Origin of the sequence: Chryseobacterium sp. RU33C, from assembly GCF_900156015.1 — a bacterium.
In the GTDB taxonomy this organism is placed as follows: Bacteria; Bacteroidota; Bacteroidia; order Flavobacteriales; family Weeksellaceae; genus Chryseobacterium; species Chryseobacterium candidae.
On record NZ_FTMT01000002.1, the window covers coordinates 196693 to 213877 of the forward strand.

Annotated in this window: 16 protein-coding genes; 7 read left to right on the top strand and 9 right to left on the bottom strand. The window is 37.0% G+C overall.

Features of this window, described 5'->3' with window-relative positions; genetic code table 11:
* Positions 1–11 precede the first annotated feature (11 nt).
* The 3 genes from BW946_RS02735 to BW946_RS02745 all read right to left on the bottom strand — a co-directional run bounded on the left by BW946_RS02735 (position 12) and on the right by BW946_RS02745 (position 3030).
* Complete coding sequence (locus BW946_RS02735; RefSeq protein ID WP_076594702.1) at positions 12–1406, bottom strand: alkaline phosphatase; 1395 nt, start codon at positions 1404–1406, stop codon at positions 12–14.
* A gap of 78 nt (positions 1407–1484) precedes the next feature.
* A complete protein-coding gene (locus BW946_RS02740) occupies positions 1485–2687 on the bottom strand; it encodes a GTP-binding protein (protein WP_076594703.1) in 1203 nt (400 codons plus the stop codon).
* A 4-nt stretch (positions 2688–2691) separates the two neighbouring features.
* Complete coding sequence (locus tag BW946_RS02745; protein ID WP_076594704.1) at positions 2692–3030, bottom strand: MerC domain-containing protein; 339 nt, start codon at positions 3028–3030, stop codon at positions 2692–2694.
* Positions 3031–3115: 85 nt separating this feature from the next.
* Here BW946_RS02745 and BW946_RS02750 point away from each other — a divergent pair, with 85 nt between their 5' ends.
* Positions 3116–3505 (top strand): Fur family transcriptional regulator, encoded by a 390-nt coding sequence (locus tag BW946_RS02750; RefSeq protein WP_076594705.1) that lies wholly within the window; start codon positions 3116–3118, stop codon positions 3503–3505.
* 61 nt (positions 3506–3566) lie between these two features.
* Here the strand turns inward: BW946_RS02750 and BW946_RS02755 are convergent, their stop codons facing one another.
* Positions 3567–4052 carry a hypothetical protein gene (locus BW946_RS02755; protein WP_076594706.1) on the bottom strand — a complete coding sequence of 162 codons (486 nt, stop codon included), beginning with the start codon at positions 4050–4052 and terminating at the stop codon, positions 3567–3569.
* Between the two features lie 386 nt (positions 4053–4438).
* Positions 4439–5647, bottom strand: coding sequence for an SH3 domain-containing protein (locus BW946_RS02760; RefSeq protein WP_076594707.1), 1209 nt, complete (start codon positions 5645–5647; stop codon positions 4439–4441).
* A 214-nt stretch (positions 5648–5861) separates the two neighbouring features.
* On the opposite strand from BW946_RS02760, the gene BW946_RS02765 reads away from it, so the two are divergent.
* Positions 5862–6353, top strand: coding sequence for a hypothetical protein (locus tag BW946_RS02765; protein WP_076594708.1), 492 nt, complete (start codon positions 5862–5864; stop codon positions 6351–6353).
* Between the two features lie 54 nt (positions 6354–6407).
* Here BW946_RS02765 and BW946_RS02770 read toward each other — a convergent pair whose 3' ends face one another.
* Together BW946_RS02770 and BW946_RS21135 are read right to left on the bottom strand one after the other, a co-directional pair.
* The gene (locus tag BW946_RS02770; protein WP_076594709.1) at positions 6408–6869 is read right to left on the bottom strand and encodes an NUDIX hydrolase; all 462 of its coding nucleotides are present in this window, start codon (positions 6867–6869) and stop codon (positions 6408–6410) included.
* A gap of 36 nt (positions 6870–6905) precedes the next feature.
* Positions 6906–7760: an AraC family transcriptional regulator gene (locus BW946_RS21135; RefSeq protein WP_076594710.1), complete on the bottom strand. Its 855-nt coding sequence runs from the start codon at positions 7758–7760 to the stop codon at positions 6906–6908.
* A gap of 90 nt (positions 7761–7850) precedes the next feature.
* Here BW946_RS21135 and BW946_RS02780 point away from each other — a divergent pair, with 90 nt between their 5' ends.
* The 5 genes from BW946_RS02780 to BW946_RS02800 all read left to right on the top strand — a co-directional run bounded on the left by BW946_RS02780 (position 7851) and on the right by BW946_RS02800 (position 12298).
* Entirely contained in the window at positions 7851–8834 is a 984-nt protein-coding gene (locus BW946_RS02780; protein ID WP_076594711.1) for a polysaccharide deacetylase family protein, read from the top strand.
* A gap of 136 nt (positions 8835–8970) precedes the next feature.
* Positions 8971–9360 (top strand): DoxX family protein, encoded by a 390-nt coding sequence (locus BW946_RS02785; RefSeq protein ID WP_076594712.1) that lies wholly within the window; start codon positions 8971–8973, stop codon positions 9358–9360.
* A gap of 238 nt (positions 9361–9598) precedes the next feature.
* The gene (locus BW946_RS02790; RefSeq protein ID WP_076594713.1) at positions 9599–10531 is read left to right on the top strand and encodes an NAD-dependent epimerase/dehydratase family protein; all 933 of its coding nucleotides are present in this window, start codon (positions 9599–9601) and stop codon (positions 10529–10531) included.
* A 161-nt stretch (positions 10532–10692) separates the two neighbouring features.
* The gene (locus BW946_RS02795; RefSeq protein ID WP_076594714.1) at positions 10693–11601 is read left to right on the top strand and encodes a helix-turn-helix domain-containing protein; all 909 of its coding nucleotides are present in this window, start codon (positions 10693–10695) and stop codon (positions 11599–11601) included.
* Between the two features lie 7 nt (positions 11602–11608).
* Positions 11609–12298, top strand: coding sequence for a type 1 glutamine amidotransferase domain-containing protein (locus BW946_RS02800; protein WP_410493436.1), 690 nt, complete (start codon positions 11609–11611; stop codon positions 12296–12298).
* Positions 12299–12515: 217 nt separating this feature from the next.
* Here the strand turns inward: BW946_RS02800 and BW946_RS02805 are convergent, their stop codons facing one another.
* Together BW946_RS02805 and BW946_RS02810 are read right to left on the bottom strand one after the other, a co-directional pair.
* Positions 12516–14033, bottom strand: a complete 1518-nt coding sequence (locus BW946_RS02805) for a TSUP family transporter (RefSeq protein ID WP_076594716.1) — start codon at positions 14031–14033, stop codon at positions 12516–12518.
* Between the two features lie 5 nt (positions 14034–14038).
* On the bottom strand, positions 14039–16915 hold the full coding sequence (locus BW946_RS02810; protein ID WP_076594717.1) for a TonB-dependent receptor: 2877 nt from the start codon (positions 16913–16915) through the stop codon (positions 14039–14041).
* Between the last annotated feature and the right edge of the window lie 270 nt (positions 16916–17185).

Sequence of the window (17185 nt, forward strand, 5' to 3'; positions counted from 1 at the left end):
AATATGAATGTCTATACCAGACAGGCCTTCAGCATCAGATCGTGAAGGTCTGTATTTTTAATAAACGGCTGTAAAAGTTCGTTTCCTGGACCATACGCAGCTACCTCCACATAATCTCCGGAATGATCCATGCTGATCCATCCTACAGAATTCCTGCTTTTTTGAATTTCTGAATATAATTTAAAAGGCAGTTTCTTATAATTATAAAGTCCTTCTTCTTTTTCAAGACCATTGTAGAAGCTTAACATATGCCTGGCTTCATCGTCATTCAGAGTAATCCTGTTGCTCTCATAGATCCAGTCTTTAATGTCTTTTACCGAATAGTCTTTGTGAATCTTGTTCAGAATATATTCATTGGTGTATTGGTAATCTGAAATGCTGTTAAAATTCTTGGTTGCATCTGTTCCGTAAATCGTTCCCGGATTGGCATTTCCATGGTCTGTAGTGATGATGACTAAAGTATTTCCGTCTTTTTCAGCAAAATCCATAACTGTTTTTACTGCTTCATCAAATGCCAGCTGATCATGGATGAGTGCTGCCACATCATTGGCATGGGCAGACCAGTCTACTTTTCCGGCTTCTACCTGAAGGACAAAACCTTCGGGATGGTCTTTCATCTGATTGATGGCTGTGTGGGCCATTTCAGCAAGAGTTGGCGTATTTTTATACTCCTGAAGATTCGCTCTGTCAATACTATATGGTAATGCTCCTGTACTGAAAATGCCTAATAATTTCTCTCCTTTTTTGATTTCTTTCAGATCATTTTGTGTTTTCAGAATCCGGTATCCTTTTTTGCTGTAAACAGAATAGAGGTCTTTTTTATCGTCTCTTTTTGCAGGGTTGAAAAATTCGTCTCCACCTCCTAACAGCACATCGAATTCCAGCTCTGCATACATTTCTGCAATTTGAGGTTCAGCATTTCTTTGGGAAGAATTTATACAGAATCCTGCGGGAGTAGCATGAGTAATGGTTACCGTAGTTACACAGCCGGCTTTCTTTCCTGCTTTTTTATATTGCTGCCATATGGGAAGGTGTTTCTCTCCGTTAGCTCCCATATTCAACGTCCCGTTTTTAACTCTTATTCCGCCTCCAAAAGCAGAACTTGCCGCTGCTGAATCTGTAACAATAGAACTTGCTGAAGCGGTGTCCATCAAAGCACGGGTTACTTTTTGGTCATGATACAGATTAAGCCAGTTACTACCCTTTCCTAAAATATTCCGTGAGTACAGATCTGCCATTGAAAGTGTTCCGAGGCTCATCCCATCACTTACCATAAAGATGATATTCTTCGCTTTTCCTTTATGGCGAAGTTCGGTATTCTTCCCGAAGCTCCAGAGATCAGATGGTGATAAGGTCAATAACCCTGAAAGCAGTGCAGATCCTTTTAGAAATTTTCTTCTGTCCATATTGTTTTTGAAATAGTGCTGAAAGTTATCGTATTTAAATTTTTATCGTAACATTGTCGTATTAATTGAAAGTTAATTTTAAATGTTCTTTGGAAACGGATCTTCAAAACTTTGTTTTTTGTCAAATAGTTCATTTTCCCTTTCATTAATAAGACAATGTTGAAGGTCTGATAACATTTGATCTTTATCCAGATTCTGTCCGATAAAAACCAGTTCATTGATTCTGTCGCCCCAGTTTTTATCCCATCTGCTTTCTATAAATTTTTGGTTATCTACAAATGAAGAATACTGCACCCTGTGATTCATAGGCATACTACTCCACCAAACTCCTGCTTTTTCCAGTCTGAAAGAACCTCCTGCCTGGGAAAAATTTAAAGCATCATCAGGTCTTGAGGCCAGCCAGAACAAACCTTTAGCTCTGATGGCTCCTTCAGGATAATGATGATTCAGGTATTCCCAAAGTCTCATAGGATGGAAAGGCTTTTTATCTCTGAAAACCAATGAGCTTATCCCATACTCTTCAGTTTCCGGGGTGTGATGATCGGATTGTAATTCTTTTTGCCAGCCTGCAGATGACTGTGCTTTTTCGAAATCAAAAAGCTTTGTATTTAAAATCTTTTGAGGATCAATTTTTCCAAATTCTGAATGGAGAAGAACAGCCTCCGGATTCAGTTTCTTTATAGCTGCTGTTAAAAAGCCAAGGGTTTCAGTATTTATAAGATCTGTTTTGTTTAATATAATCACGTTGGCAAATTCAATCTGGTCGGTCAGAAGATTGACAATCGTTCTGTAATCGCCTTCCATATCAGTAAGATCACGATCCAGCAACATTTCATTAGAGCCAAAATCATTCATGAAATTGAAACAATCAACCACTGTCACCATTGTATCCACATAACTGAAACGGGACAGATCTATTCCACTCTCTTCATCAATATAAGTGAATGTTTGGGCAACAGGAATCGGTTCACTGATTCCCGTACTTTCGATAAGGAGATAATCAAAACGGTTTTCATTCGCCAAACGTTCTACTTCTACCATAAGATCTTCACGAAGTGTACAGCAGATGCATCCGTTACTCATTTCTACTAATTTTTCTTCTGTTCTGGAAAGGGTATTTTGGTTTTCAACAAGCCTTGCATCAATATTAATTTCGCTCATATCATTCACTATGACTGCTACTTTTAAGCCTTGTTTATTGTGAAGAATATGATTCAGTAATGTTGTCTTTCCAGCTCCCAGAAAGCCGCTGAGTACCGTTACAGGAAGTTTCCTAGTCATGATTTTAATGTTTATGATTTTTAAAATTGATAAGATGGCCTGTAATCAAACCGGCAGCTCCCATATAGATCAGAGGAAGATGTACTTCAAACAGAAAATCTGCCAGTATAGAAATAAAAATAAGAGCCAGTGATACCCAGAATAGAAACTTCAGCCATTGCTTTTCTATTTTCTTCGTTATTCTGAAAACTACAACAGCTCCAATGAAAAGGAAAACCAGATCAATATAAGGGTTATGTGATATTCCCAAGGGGACAATCAGTAATAATGGAAAGACGATACAATGAATCAGGCATAAAACAGCAGCGGAGATTCCTACAGCATCAAGAATTTTTGATTTCATAATAGTATGGATTAATTTTCTTATCGTAACTTTGTTGCAAAAGTAAAGATAAAAATTTAAATACCGCAACTTTGTTGCATTAAAAATGAAACAAGTCAGAAATACTCACGCCAAAACTGAAATTTTAAACCTGATTAATGGTTCAGAGGTAGCCCTTACCCACTCTGATATTCAGAAGAAACTGGGAGATCTGTGCAATAGAGTAACCATTTACAGAGTTCTGGAAAGGCTTGAAAACGAAGGTGCTATACATAAGATCGTCAATATTGACGGTGTGGTGAATTTTGCAAAATGCAGTGGGAAATGTACCCATGAACAACATTTTCACAATCATGTTCATTTTAACTGTAAGGAATGTCATTCCGTTACGTGTATTGAAAATGCTATTCCGGAAATCAGTTTGCCGGAACATTTTATTGCACAGGAATATAATTTTATTATCAGCGGGATATGCCCTAAATGTGCTGATCTTTAAAAGTAAAAAGGCAGAAAAGCGAATATGCTGATCTGCCTTTTTTATGGAAATAGAAATTCTTTTATAAAGAAGAAATATAGACTTCTATTTTGGTTCCATCATAATTGAAGGTTCCGTCAGAATTCTTTTTACCCAATACCCATTTCATATCTACAGGTACTGCCCATGCAGATCCTAATGAAAATCCGTTAACAGATCTGATTTCGTTTCCGTTTCCCGTGGTAACAGCTGAATGAAAGAATGTCTTATCAATAAGTCTGTAAAAACCAATGGCTTTTCCTGCCGGAATGGGTGTATATCCATCCCATTTTTTTCCTGCCGGATAATTGAATAAGGTTAACCATTTCTGTCCTGCCGATTCTGCAAGCTGGGTAGGGCTTATCCTGGCGCCACGCATATACAATGCATAGGCTACCACATCATGACATACTCCACTGTTGTATTTCGAAATGTTCTCTTCACCTGAGAGAACAGCATGAGCAACGGGTGCTCTTTCAGATAGGGATAGCTGAGCCTTCCTGGCTCCTTCCGGTGTTATGAATGACATATTATACTATTTTGTTTGGTGAAGTAAAGGTAGGGCTTTAAAATTTAATCACCGATGTTGGAAAATATTTCAAGTTTGGGCTAAAGCCCTTTTTATAGCAAATAATACATTAAGTGGGTTAAAACCCGCCTCCATTGATATATAAATTCATTTGAAAGATTATCGTTAACAATTGATTAAAAAGGAAAAAAGATAAGCAATAAAATATCTAAGGAGTTATTATATTCAATAGGAACGGGCTTTAGCCCGTTTTAATAATATGCATAAAATCCTATGGCTTCAGCCAAAACTTAATAGTTGTAAAGTTTTGGTTGAAGCCTTTAATATGGAAATAACAAACAAGCGGACTAAAGCCCGCTCCTATTGATCAAAATGATAAAAATTTTCTAACAATAAAACATGCATTCATAGCTGAAAAGTTTCCCATCTTTAAAAGTAAAAATAAAAATCCCTGCATCTCCATTCTGAATATGATATTCGTGTGGAGAAGAAATCCAGCGTGTTGAAAGCAGATCACCAAAATGGTTAACAAAATCCTTTTCATTATAGTTGGAGTCCATATGTTCATTTCCCAGAACTACAGCTTCACCGTTTTTGAAGGACATTTTGTAAATACTTCCGGAAACTTTTCCTTTATATTCTTCAAAGGCTACAATCATATCAGATGTTCTGTAAAAATATTGAGGTTCCCAGCCGCATTCAGGGGTATCCGGAATGTCTTTAACCTTCTGCATCTCCAGCTTTTTCATCTGTGTCTCTGTGATTTTTCCATTAAAAAGTTCAGAATTCTTCCATAAGAAATGCATATTCAGGTCTTTTAGCTTTTTCTCATAAGCTTCTGTTCCTGTTTTTTTTGAAAATTGATCTGCCAGAAGAAGTTCAAAATCAATATCTATTTTTGTATTTTCTATCCCTGAATAAGATTCTTTCCAGTAAAGCAATGCCTGTTTAAGGTTTTTATCTTCAAGCCATGCAATTTCACGCAACCTTCCCACCTGAGCCAGTTCTTTTTCCTTATTTTTACCTTTCACTGCAAGATAATCTTTCAGAATTTTGTCGTAGGTAAGTTCATTACCCAGATATTTCATTTGAATATATTCAGGATTTTCATGAAAATGGTCACCAATATAGATCCAGCCATCCTCATATAAAGGAACATAATCTATACAGACAAGTTCATTTAGAGCTGCTCTTCTTATCGGGATGCTTTCTGTAGTAGGGCCTTTTCGTACACGCAGTTCAGATACCTGTATATAAAAATGCGGACATTGATATCCCTCTTTTCCTCTATAGAAATATTGTAGTGGCTCACCCGCTGATTTTTTCCCATGCATGCTTTTTTGTAATGGCTGGCGGTCAATAAAACCAATATCACCGTTGCTTACCTGTACTTTATATTGCGTTTGGGTAGAATCCAGAACGTAAACCGGAGCTTCAGTAGAAAATATTCCTAAAAGATCTTTATTTTTTCCACTTTCACGAAAAAGATGTCCCCATTCAGAAGTATAAACAGGTCGTTGGCCGGGGTTTTGTGCCATGGTATTGTAAAAGCAGCACTGAATCATGCCGGCTGCCAGTAGTATCTTATTCAACATATTGTAATTGGTATCCGTAAAAGCTTTAATATCTTTTGCAGATAGGTTTATAATGACTTCTATGGTTATTCCTTCAAAAATAATGAAAATTGAGGGTTTGTCCTAAAGTTGTTGTTATTCAGAATGGGTATAAATTCCATCCTATTCATCTGTTTTCATTGGGTAGCGAAAATAAAAATACTATTTTTATCGCCCAAAAAAGTAAAGATTAATTATGCCGACTGATGCTTCTCTCAAGCTGATTCCGATGACAACTTTCGTGCTGGAGTATTATTCACATGAAGGATATGCCGATCTTCAGATTTTGAATCTGATGAATAATTATGCCAATTTCTTAAAGAAGCGTTTGACTCTTGGAATGTTTGTCCCTGTAGACCGTAAAGGAAATATCCTGAAAGAACCTAAAAATTATACGGCATGGAAATCTCTTGACCATAATGATGGGAAAAGAACGGACGTTGCAGGTTTTGAAGAATATGCTGAATACCAGAAGGCTGAACAGAATTGTATGTTTGAAGGCTTTAAGGTAGATTATAATGGATATTCCAAAGTAAGAATCATTGCTTCATACGACTCTTCTATTGAATTGTCTTTTAATAAAAATGACCTCCTTCCTACAGGATTCAATGATGTAGAATCACTGACTGTTTTTGATGATATCTTTTTAACATCCAGTGCTTTAAAAGCGATTGGGATAAAATGGTAAAATATTATATAATGAAAACCACTTATCAGAGCTGATAAAGTTTTTTTTTAAATGTTATTGATTTTCTAATATATTTTCAAGTTCTGTTATAAAATCTTTCTGTGCAGTATTGATCCGTTTTTGTGCTTCTTCTGAAGAAAACCATTCCCATTGATCCACTTCCGGAACTTCTATTATCTTACCCGATTTGGGTGGCCATTCTAATGAAAAGGTATTGCTGTAAAGGTCAGAAGTCTCAATATCTCTTTCTAAAGCCCAGGCATAAACGGTTTTTCCGCCTTTTTGTTGAACAGGTGATAATCCGATGAATTTTCCTTCTATTGTTTTACCCGTTTCTTCCTTAAATTCCTTTAATGCATGCTCCAACGGATCTTCATCAGGAAGAAACTCTCCTTTAGGAATAGACCATGCCCCAAGATCTTTATTTCGCCAGAAAGGACCGCCGGGATGAACCAGAAAGTAATACAGACTGTATTTTTCTTTTTTAAACAGCAAAATCCCGGCACTCGTTTTCATAAGCTTAAAGGTTTGAAAAATAAATAAACCCGATGATCAATAAGATGAACCTTTCTTTTTAAACTCAGAAGGTGACGTTTGCTTGTATGCTTTGAATATTTTATTGAAGTGGCTGGCATCATTGAAACCCAGCCTGTCTGCAATTTCACTGATGTTATAATGGCTTTGCAGTAAAAGCTTTTCAGCAGTTTTTATTTTATGCTGCATAATATGCTGTTGTATGGAAAATCCAGTCTGTTTTTTGATGTGAATGCTAATATAGTTCGGGGAAAGCATAAATTCTCTGGCCAGATTTTCAATTTTCATTTTATCATTATCCAAAGCATTTACATTGATATAATACAGGATTTTCTCAATTCTGCTCACATTTTGTGTGATCCAGCTATTTGTTGTAGCATTTTGTATTGTATTTCGGATAAGAATAGTAATAATACTGCAAAAGAGGTCAGTAGTAATCTCTTTGTTATAGGTATTTTTGTGACTGAACTCATACAGAAGAATCCTGGCAAGTTGTAACAGATGGGTCCTGTCTGTTTTACTTTTAATCACCGATTCATACACAAAAGAATGATCTTCCATGAGGAGCTGTACAACTTTCTGAAGTTCATTTTTCTTAGTAGACAGCAGGTTTTCCCAGATATACTGTTCTGTAAATTTTATATAAATAAATTTTGTTTTGCTTTTAATTGAAAATTCATGGCCATCACTTGGTCTGAGAAGAAAAACATCTCCCTTTTTATAAGAAAAAGTAATGTTGTTGAGATGATGAAATCCTTTTCCACTTTCTATAATGATCAGTTCATAAAAATTATGATTGTGATATTCAACGTCCCAGCTTTCCTTTTCAATGCTGAAAACATTAAAAGAGTTGAAATTAACGATTCGTTTCATAGCAGAATGGATTTTTACAAATTTACCATTAATTTTTACAATATATACTGATGGATTATTGATGAATTTTGTCTTATCAATACATTCAAAATGAAACATATAAAACAATCAGTATTGCTGCTTGCATCCACAATTGTTCTGATGTCCTTTTCTGATCATCATGATAGGGACACAACAGAAAAAAAGCAACAGCATGAAAAACAGACTCTGGCAAAAAAATACTGGCCGAATGGAGCTCAATTGGTTATTTCCATTTCTATGCAGTTTGAAACCGGCGGACAGTCGGAAGGCGCAGAAAGCCCTTTTAGTGGAACACCGTTACCAAAAGGACAGCCGGATCTTCCTGCAGAAAGCTGGTACCGTTACGGAGGAAATGAAGGCATTTACCGGATGCTGGATTTATGGAAAAAATATGACATTAAAGTTACTTCTCATGTGGTAGGAACTGCTGCTGAAAAGTATCCTGAAGTTGTTAAAGCTATTGCAAACGGAGGCCATGAAATTGCAGCTCATGGTTTTACCTGGGATAACCAGTGGAATAAAAATTATGCTGACGAACTGAATTTCGTAAAGAAAGGTGTAGATGTTGTGGAAAAGATCACAGGACAGAAAGCTGTTGGCTATAACGCTAACTGGCTGAGAAGAAGCCCGAATACCCTTAAAGTATTACAGGATCTTGGTTTTCTGTATCATATTGATGATTTAAGCCATGATGAACCTTTCATTACCAAAGTAAAAGGAAAGAACTTTGTAGTCATTCCTTATACGCTTCGCAACAATGATATTGTCAATATTGAAGGCAAACACTGGAGTCCCGATCAGTTTTTGGCCCAGCTGAAATTTGAATTTGACCGTCTGTATGAAGAAGGAGCTTCAAAGAGAAGAATGATGAGCATAAGTTTTCATGACAGAATAGGCGGAACACCTGCAATGGTAAATGCCATGGAGGAATTTATTCAGTATACCCAACAAAAACAGGGAGTCGTTTTTATGAGAAAAGATGACATCGCTAAAATGGTGATGAATGATCCAGATACTCCGGTTGACAACAGCGAAGAAAAGTTTAATAAGTAAGGAAGCGGGAGGCTGGAAGAAGGAAGTTATTGAAGTCTGTAAAAGCAAATTAGAGAATGATTGAAAAACACAGTAAAAGTGAATCACAACAGATCTATACCTTCCTTCTTCCGGCTTCCATCCTAAAAATACCACTATGAATACTACAAAAACAGCCTATTTTTTCCTTCGTGTATCGATGGGAATCAACTTTTTGGGACACGGATTGGCCCGTCTCGTAAAACTACAGGATTTTGCATCAGGAATGATGAAAGGTTTTGAAACAAGCTGGCTTCCACAGCCATTGGTTCATCTTTTTGGTGTTGTTCTCCCCTTTCTCGAATTTACAATCGGTCTTCTGTTGATAATGGGTTTTAAAACCCTTATTGCCGCCATTGCCGGAGCTTCTCTGATTATTTTGTTACTTTTTGGAAGCAGTACCGTTGAAAACTGGGAAGCAATGGGTATTCAGATGATCTATGCAGGTTTGTTCTATATTCTGATCAGCAGAATTGATGATAACTACCTGGCTTTGGACAGGAAATGATAAAAAGCAAAAAGTTTGGACAGCTGGGGAAATAAAGGAAGTAAAATAATATGGATTATTCGAATGCTTTTACCTTTACTTTCCTGGCTTTTTTCATGATCTGAGATTATGTTACAACTTCCATTGATTAAGTTACTTTGTTTTTAGAGTTATGCCCGAATTTTGTATCAGAAATAAAAGCAGCTGAAAGTATTGAGTTTATTTTCAGTAAAATAGATAACCTTCAAAATAAAAAATGATGCAAACTATATTAGGAGCCAATGGACAGATTGGAGAAGAACTTGCAAGAGAGCTGAAAAGGAATTATACATCAAATATTCGTATTGTCAGCAGAAATGCTAAAAAAGTAAATGATACGGATACTGTTTTCTCAGCAGATTTATCAGACAGAGAAAAAGCCATAGAAGCCGTTAAAGGAAGTGAGATTGCTTACTTCACCCTTGGACTTCCTATGGATACCGGTTTATGGGAAAAACAGTTTTTGACCATCATGAAAAATGTTATTGATGCCTGCAAAATCAACGGTACTAAGCTGGTATTCTTTGACAACACGTATATGTATCCTCAAAATAATGAAGTTTTAACGGAACAAACGGTGTTTGCTCCTGTAGGACGAAAAGGAATGGTAAGAAAAAAGATGGCAGATATGCTTTTAAAAGAGATGAAGGCAGAAAAAATAAAAGCTGTCATCTGCAGGGCTCCTGAATTTTATGGACCGGGAAAAACTCAGAGTATTACGGATAGCCTTATTTTCAATGCTATTAAAGAAAACAAAAAGCTAAAAGTTCCTTTAAGAGATGATAAACTTCGCAGCCTGATCTGGACTCCCGATGCAAGCCGCGCCACTGCTTTAATCGGAAATACTCCTGAGGCTTATGGGCAGACATGGCATTTACCGGTAGATAATCCATTAACTTATAAGGAATTTATTGCGCTGGCTTCAGAGATTTATGGGAAAGAATTTAAATATTCAGTTATTCCAAAGCTAGCCTTTTCAATTGGATCCTTATTCAATAAAAATGCAAAAGAATTGCAGGAGCTGATTCCCAGATATCAATATGATAACCTGTTTGATGATTCAAAATTCAGAAAGAGATTCCCGGAATTTAATGTAACTACTTACAGAAAAGGAATTGAGCAGATCAAAAAAGAACAGCAATCTGCAAAATAATCCTGTTAAAATAAGTATCTTAGAAACACCATTACCATAACCGAATGGCAAAACATGGAGGCCGATATGAGATTCTTCACTACATTCCAGAACTTCGTTTGCAGACTTTCAGTCTGTGTTCAGAATAAAATACTTACTATATGGTATAAAAAAGAAATAAAATGAAAACACCCGAAAAAATAACTTCCATCACAGCACTCCACAATTACCTGAAGCTGAAAAGACCTTCCAATCCTTTGATCAGCGTATTTGATTTTAATGAAGTGAATGTAGATCCGCAAACTATTTTGAGTGCTGTAACCACGGATTTTTATGTGGTTTCCATTAAAAAAGATTGTGCAGGAAAATGTAAATACGGCCAGCATTATTATGATTTTGAAGATGGAATCATGTATTTTATTGCTCCCCATCAGGTGTTGCAGTTTGAAGACATTCTGCTTTCCGAGGTAAGAGGAAGTGTGCTGGTTATTCATCCTGATTTTTTGCAGGGATATCCATTAGCCTCTGTAATAAAGGAATATGGTTATTTTTCGTATTCTGCTAACGAAGCTTTGTATCTTTCGGAAAAAGAAGAAAAATCGGTAACGGACATCCTTGATAACATCAGCAAGGAGATAGAAGCCAATATGGATGGTTTCACCCAGGATCTGCTGGTTTCCAATACTGATTTACTGTTAAAATACTGTGACAGATTTTACAACCGTCAGTTTTTAACCCGGAAAAAAGTGAATCACGATCTTTTGACCCGGCTCGAGAATATACTGGATGATTATTTTAAAAATGAAAAACTGCTGATCGATGGGATTCCTACTGTACAATTTGTGGCAGCTCAAATGAATATCAGTCCCAATTATCTGAGTGATATGCTAAGAGTTCACACAGGACAGACAACACAGCAGCATATTCAGAACAGAGTGATTGAAAAGGCTAAAGAACTGCTTTCTACAACCACTTTATCTGTTTCTGAAATTGCCTATAATTTAGGATTTGAACACCCACAGTCTTTTCACCGTTTATTTAAAAATCAAACCACTGTTTCACCGTTAGAATTCAGAAAATCTTTTAATTAATAGTATGATGATGAAAAAAATATTGATAATCGTAACGAATGTAGATCAGTATGCCAGCGGTAACTTTAAAACAGGATTATGGCTGAGTGAGCTTACCCATATTTACCATGCAGCAAAGGAGAAAGGATGGCAGATTACCATAGCTTCTCCCAAAGGCGGAAATACTCCCATTGATCCTGAAAGTCTGAAACCTCTTGTACTGGATGAAATTTCAAAAAGGCATTACGAAAATCCGGATTTTATAAACGAATTAACGTATACAAAAAGTCTTAATGAGGTAAAGAATGAATCTTTCGACTGCATTTATCTGGCGGGTGGACATGGAACGATGTATGATTTCCCTGATAATACTACTTTACAGACTATGCTCAGAGAACAGTACGAAAATAATAAAATAGCCGCTGCGATCTGCCATGGAGTCGGCGGATTGCTGAATGTAAAACTTTCCAATGGAGAGTATATGATTAAAGGTAAAAATATCACCGGATTTGACTGGTTTGAAGAAACTTTGGCAAGAAGGAAAAATGAAGTCCCATTTAATCTTGAAGCGGCCCTTAAAGAAAGGGGTGTACATTATAAAAAAGCTTTTATTCCAATGACTTCCAATGTTGTGGTTGACGGACAATTAATAACAGGACAAAATCCTTTCAGCTCCAAAGAAATGGCAAAAGTAGTCGTCCGCGAGCTTGAAAAATAAAAACGGGCAATGATATAATGTATTTATATATGGTTTAAAAAAAATAAAAAAACGCAAAGTTTTAATGGTTTCAGATTTTTACTAAAAATGAGTAATGATAGTGTCAATACATGGCATCATTAATATCTACCCCAGATGCCTCAAAATAAAGTAAAACATTAAAATCTTTGCGTTAAAAAAAACACGTTTTTTACGAAGCTTGATTATAATCGGTTTATTATGATAAAATTGATTTTGTTATCGTAATAAGGCTCATCAGGATCACTACTATTCCTACCACAACAAACATTTTCTTTGTTGGAAGTTTTGCCGTAAGCATTGCAGAAAACGGAGCAGTAAAAACACCACCCAATAAAAGTCCCAACACAATATTCCAGTGATGAATTCCTATTGTGAAGATGAATGTAATGGCACTGGTTACCGTCAATAAAAACTTGGCAACAGTAGAACTTCCCACTACATATCTGGGAATTCTTCCCTCTTTGATCAGTGTGCCGGTTACCAATGGTCCCCATCCGCCACCTGCAAAAGAATCTATAAAACCACCCGCCAGTCCCAATACTCTGAGATTGGTTCTTCTTTTGGATTTACCCTGTCCTGACTTTTTATCTTTGAATGCGTTTCTGAAAATATTAATACCAAGATACAAGGTGTAGCAGGCAATAACAGGTTTTACAATATGAGCATAATGTTCACCGTAATGAGAAAGTGTTAAAGCACCTATTACAGAGCCTACAATAGCCAGCGGGAACAGCACCCAGACCATTTTCTTATTGACATTTCCCAGTTTGTAATGACTGAAGCTTCCGGCGGCAGTAGTAAAAGACTCTGCAGAATGAATGCTTGCACTTACCACAGGTGGCGGAACATTCAGCAATAAAAGAATTGTGGTACAGATTACACCATATCCCATTCCCATGGATCCGGCGACAATTTCTGCCATAAAACCGGCAAACAGCATCCAGTAAAAGATATGGCCGTCCTTATTCAGAAAATACTGAATATCATCTGCAAGATCAAATTGGTACACCAAAAGTCCAAATAACCCCAAAAGAAGTAAAACTCCAATAATGGCAAGATAAATATTAGCTTTTCTCTGGGCTGTTTTGGTAATATTGATCAGCTTTTCAATTTCCATATCAGGTTTTGAAGAAACCTTTCTATCAGACAGGTATTCTGTAGTAATTTTGTTGAGTTCTTTCACCTTATAATTGAAATCTCCGGTGAGCTGATTGCGGATATGCTGCATATTGTCCAACACATTATCCATCTCGTCAGGAATCACTTCGGTAAAGGTTTCTCTTAATCTTTTAGCGATGGTTGGAGATTTTCCATTGGTAGAAATGGCTATTTTAAGGCTTCCTTTTTTAACAATGGATCCTAAATAAAAGTCACAAAGATCAGGTTTATCGGCAACATTCACCAATATACTTTTTTTCTGGGCTTTTTCTCTGATTTCCCCAGCCAGCTCAATATCATTTACCGCAATAATGGCAATATCTGTATCATTAAAATCATCATCATCATAGGCTCTTTCGTGAAGGGTTATATTGGAAAACTGATTTTGCAAGGTTCTGACCTCAGGGATAATCTCTTTCGCTACCAGTTTGATAGAAGTTTCCGGTGAATTACCCAAAACAGATTCCAGTTTTTCAAGGGCAACCTTACCACCGCCAATGATCAGCAGTGAAAGGTTTTCAAGTTTTAAAAATATGGGATATAAAGAATTGCTCATCCTGATTACAGTTTTAAGTCATAAGTAAAAGCGAGATAATACAGTCCTCCGATTTCAGGACCTGCGGCATACTGAAAATAACGACGGTTCAGTAAATTGGTAGCTCCAATCTTAATATTCGCATGAATTTCAGGTAGTTTCCATGTTGCCTGAGCATCAATGGTGTAATAGGCAGGGATTTCTCCCGATGCCAAAGGACTTTCCCACATAAAGCCACTCTGCCATCTTGCTACAAGGGTAAATCCTATATTTTTAACAATCTCTCTGTTTCCTACACTTACATTCACCATCCATTTCGAGGTGTTGAAAGCGGTGATAAAAAGATCTGAAGTATTGCTGGAAGCAAGATCATTATAGGAAACATTGGTATTGATATTATAATTTCCTGTAATATTATAACGAATCCCTAAAGATGTTCCATAGCTTTTGTAGGTACTGTTGCTGTTCGTATAAACCCTATATCTGTCCTGCTTGCTTCTGTCGAGCATCGCAAGAACAGCGGTATTGCTTCCTACCTGACTGTTTTTTGGAACTGCCACTTCTACCTGACCAAGGAATCCTTCATAAATATTGTAATAGAAATCCCAGTCCAGCACCAGTTTATTATTGAAAAAAGTAGACTTATACCCTACTTCAAATGAATTGATCTTTTCCGGCTGTAACTTCTGCAGATTGGCTACGGTTAAAAGCTGTTTATTATCCTGAGCCGCCTGAAACTGTGTTTTTCCTGCATCTACATCTGCATTTACTGCTGAGGTGAATTTATCAATGGAAGCCAGCGTATAGGAATTTTCCAGATAACCTAATCCGTCATTTACTTTTGAAAGACCTCCCACTCTTCTTACATTTCCGTTGTTGACGAATGAAAGTGCTTCAAATAACGAAGGAAAACGATATCCGTTTTGAAAAGAAGCTCTGAAGTTATGCTGCTTTACAGGAGAATAGACCACACTTATTCTTGGATTCAGTTTAGCTTCAAATTCCGGGTTTCTGTCGATCCGTAAAGCGGCATTGATTTTTAATTTATCATCAAAGAAAAGTCTGGTAATCTGTGCAAAAGCTCCATATTTCTGATAAATAACATCTTTCCCGAAGGTGCCGTTGGCTAAAGGGATATTTCTTTCATTGACCGGACGATTGAAATCAACAAAATTATTTCCATCCGGAGTAATGCTGTACAAACGGTAGTCTACACCAGCAAGAAGGTTGAAAATCTTCACAAACCTGCTGAAATCGTAGGTAAGTTCCCCCTGATAAAAACGGGATTTCTGTTCAAGTTTTGCTCCTCCTGTTGCCGGAGCTCCTGCTACTCCTCCATTGGCTGAATCCCAGTTATTAATTCTGATGATGGTATTTTTTAATTGCTCAAAGGCTGCCGTTCCCGGTACAACTCTGTTTTTATCTGCTTGCTGACGAGCCAGGATAAATGCATCGTTAAGATTGGCTCCTCCATTTAAATTGTTCTGAAGTGCGGTCTGAAATATATTTTTCCAGTTGGTATTGGAAAGGTTCGTCAGATCAAGATTATCTGCCAAAGGTTTCAGGTTATAAGAATCTCCTGTATTTTCTATGGATACATAAGCTCTGAAGGTCAGTTCTTTTCCTGTCAATTCTACTTTATGGTTCTGAACCGTGGCATTTTGCAAACGGATTTTATTTCCTCTCTGGAAAGTTCCATCCAGTAAGCCATAGCGGTACACGTAAGAAGTTCTCCACTGATCTCCGAAACGGTAATATAATCCTGCATCAAACTTGATATTTTTCACATCAGGACTCACCAGATCTTTCTCCAGATATCCTGTCCTCGAAACGTTGAATGTAGTAGGTTTCCCATTGTAATCCACTTTTACGGCTACACGATTATTTCTTTCATCACCGTATTTATTCCAAAGGTCTTCTGCCGGATTATTGGCGAGTGCAAAATTGGGATTGGCAGTGACTAATGATGCCGGATTCTGGTCGGTCTGATTATTGGAAATCCAATCTGTTCCGCTGAAATAGGAAGCATTCACCTTAACGGCAAAGTTTTTATTAATCACTTTTGCAAAACGGATGGCACTTTCTCCCAGAGAACTTATTTTATGGTTCACATTGTCTACATGATTCACTCCGCCACGGAAATAAACACTTATTCCTTCAGACGTAAACGGATCTTTGGTCTGTAAGCTTGCCAGTCCGTTGATGGCATTCATTCCGTACAACGCTGAAGCCGCTCCCGGAGTGACTTCCATCGACTGGATATCCAGTTCCGTAGGTCCTATTGCATTTCCCAATGGTACACCCAACGTTGCCGACTGTACATCTACCCCGTCCACCAGCTGCATAAACCTGAAATTATTAGGCGAATTGAAACCTCTCGAATTAGGAATCTTTAAAGTAAGACTTGAGGTTAAAAGCTGTAACCCCTTTACATTTTCCAATGTCTCATAGAATGAGGCTGCCGGACTTTCCCTGATGGTTTTGATATCAATTTTTTCAATGGCTATAGGTGATCTTAATATCTTTTCCGGAACTCTGGATGCTGAGATCACTACGTCATCAATAATGGTATTCTGAGGGTTAAGTCCTACTGTTATTTTATTGGAAGGTGAAAGTATTTCAACGGTTTGACCTGTGAATCCATCTTTCTGAATTATCACCCGGAACGGAATGGTAACTCTTGTTCTGAGCTTAAAGTTACCTGCCTGATCCGTTAATGCGGTATCCTGCGTGTTTTCGATCTGTACTTTTACAGAATCGAGACCTTTGTGTGTACCTGTATTTTTGATGCTTCCGCTAAGCTCTATGAGTTGCTGCTGTGCTTCCGCCAGGTTAAAAAATAGAAATGTAAATGCGATAATGCCTGCTTTAGGTAGAAAATTTCCCTGCTTTTTGTTTTTCATTTTTTCTTCATTTTTTAGGTTGAGAATGAAGCTGTCTGAATTTTTACTTCTATGATGAAAGTCTTATATGCTGTATAATATTATCATTGAAGGGCTTAGAATTCCTCCTTTGGAGGGGTGGTGAAAATTCAAAGAATTTTTGACGGGGTGGTTTAAGCCATTAATATTATTGCTGAGGTTGCTTCACCTTCGGTTCGCAATGACAGTCCGGTAAAGTTTCATAATAATTTAAAAAAACTTCAAACAGCTTAGATTGTATTGTTATTTAAG

What these genes read in the sequence shown, in the direction of transcription:
- BW946_RS02735 (WP_076594702.1), bottom strand. Translation starts at nt 1,406, where the DNA reads ATGGACAGAAGAAAATTTCTAAAAGGATCTGCACTGCTTTCAGGGTTA.
- BW946_RS02740 (WP_076594703.1), bottom strand. Translation starts at nt 2,687, where the DNA reads ATGACTAGGAAACTTCCTGTAACGGTACTCAGCGGCTTTCTGGGAGCT.
- BW946_RS02745 (WP_076594704.1), bottom strand. Translation starts at nt 3,030, where the DNA reads ATGAAATCAAAAATTCTTGATGCTGTAGGAATCTCCGCTGCTGTTTTA.
- BW946_RS02750 (WP_076594705.1), top strand. Translation starts at nt 3,116, where the DNA reads ATGAAACAAGTCAGAAATACTCACGCCAAAACTGAAATTTTAAACCTG.
- BW946_RS02755 (WP_076594706.1), bottom strand. Translation starts at nt 4,052, where the DNA reads ATGTCATTCATAACACCGGAAGGAGCCAGGAAGGCTCAGCTATCCCTA.
- BW946_RS02760 (WP_076594707.1), bottom strand. Translation starts at nt 5,647, where the DNA reads ATGTTGAATAAGATACTACTGGCAGCCGGCATGATTCAGTGCTGCTTT.
- BW946_RS02765 (WP_076594708.1), top strand. Translation starts at nt 5,862, where the DNA reads ATGCCGACTGATGCTTCTCTCAAGCTGATTCCGATGACAACTTTCGTG.
- BW946_RS02770 (WP_076594709.1), bottom strand. Translation starts at nt 6,869, where the DNA reads ATGAAAACGAGTGCCGGGATTTTGCTGTTTAAAAAAGAAAAATACAGT.
- BW946_RS21135 (WP_076594710.1), bottom strand. Translation starts at nt 7,760, where the DNA reads ATGAAACGAATCGTTAATTTCAACTCTTTTAATGTTTTCAGCATTGAA.
- BW946_RS02780 (WP_076594711.1), top strand. Translation starts at nt 7,851, where the DNA reads ATGAAACATATAAAACAATCAGTATTGCTGCTTGCATCCACAATTGTT.
- BW946_RS02785 (WP_076594712.1), top strand. Translation starts at nt 8,971, where the DNA reads ATGAATACTACAAAAACAGCCTATTTTTTCCTTCGTGTATCGATGGGA.
- BW946_RS02790 (WP_076594713.1), top strand. Translation starts at nt 9,599, where the DNA reads ATGCAAACTATATTAGGAGCCAATGGACAGATTGGAGAAGAACTTGCA.
- BW946_RS02795 (WP_076594714.1), top strand. Translation starts at nt 10,693, where the DNA reads ATGAAAACACCCGAAAAAATAACTTCCATCACAGCACTCCACAATTAC.
- BW946_RS02800 (WP_410493436.1), top strand. Translation starts at nt 11,609, where the DNA reads ATGATGAAAAAAATATTGATAATCGTAACGAATGTAGATCAGTATGCC.
- BW946_RS02805 (WP_076594716.1), bottom strand. Translation starts at nt 14,033, where the DNA reads ATGAGCAATTCTTTATATCCCATATTTTTAAAACTTGAAAACCTTTCA.
- BW946_RS02810 (WP_076594717.1), bottom strand. Translation starts at nt 16,915, where the DNA reads ATGAAAAACAAAAAGCAGGGAAATTTTCTACCTAAAGCAGGCATTATC.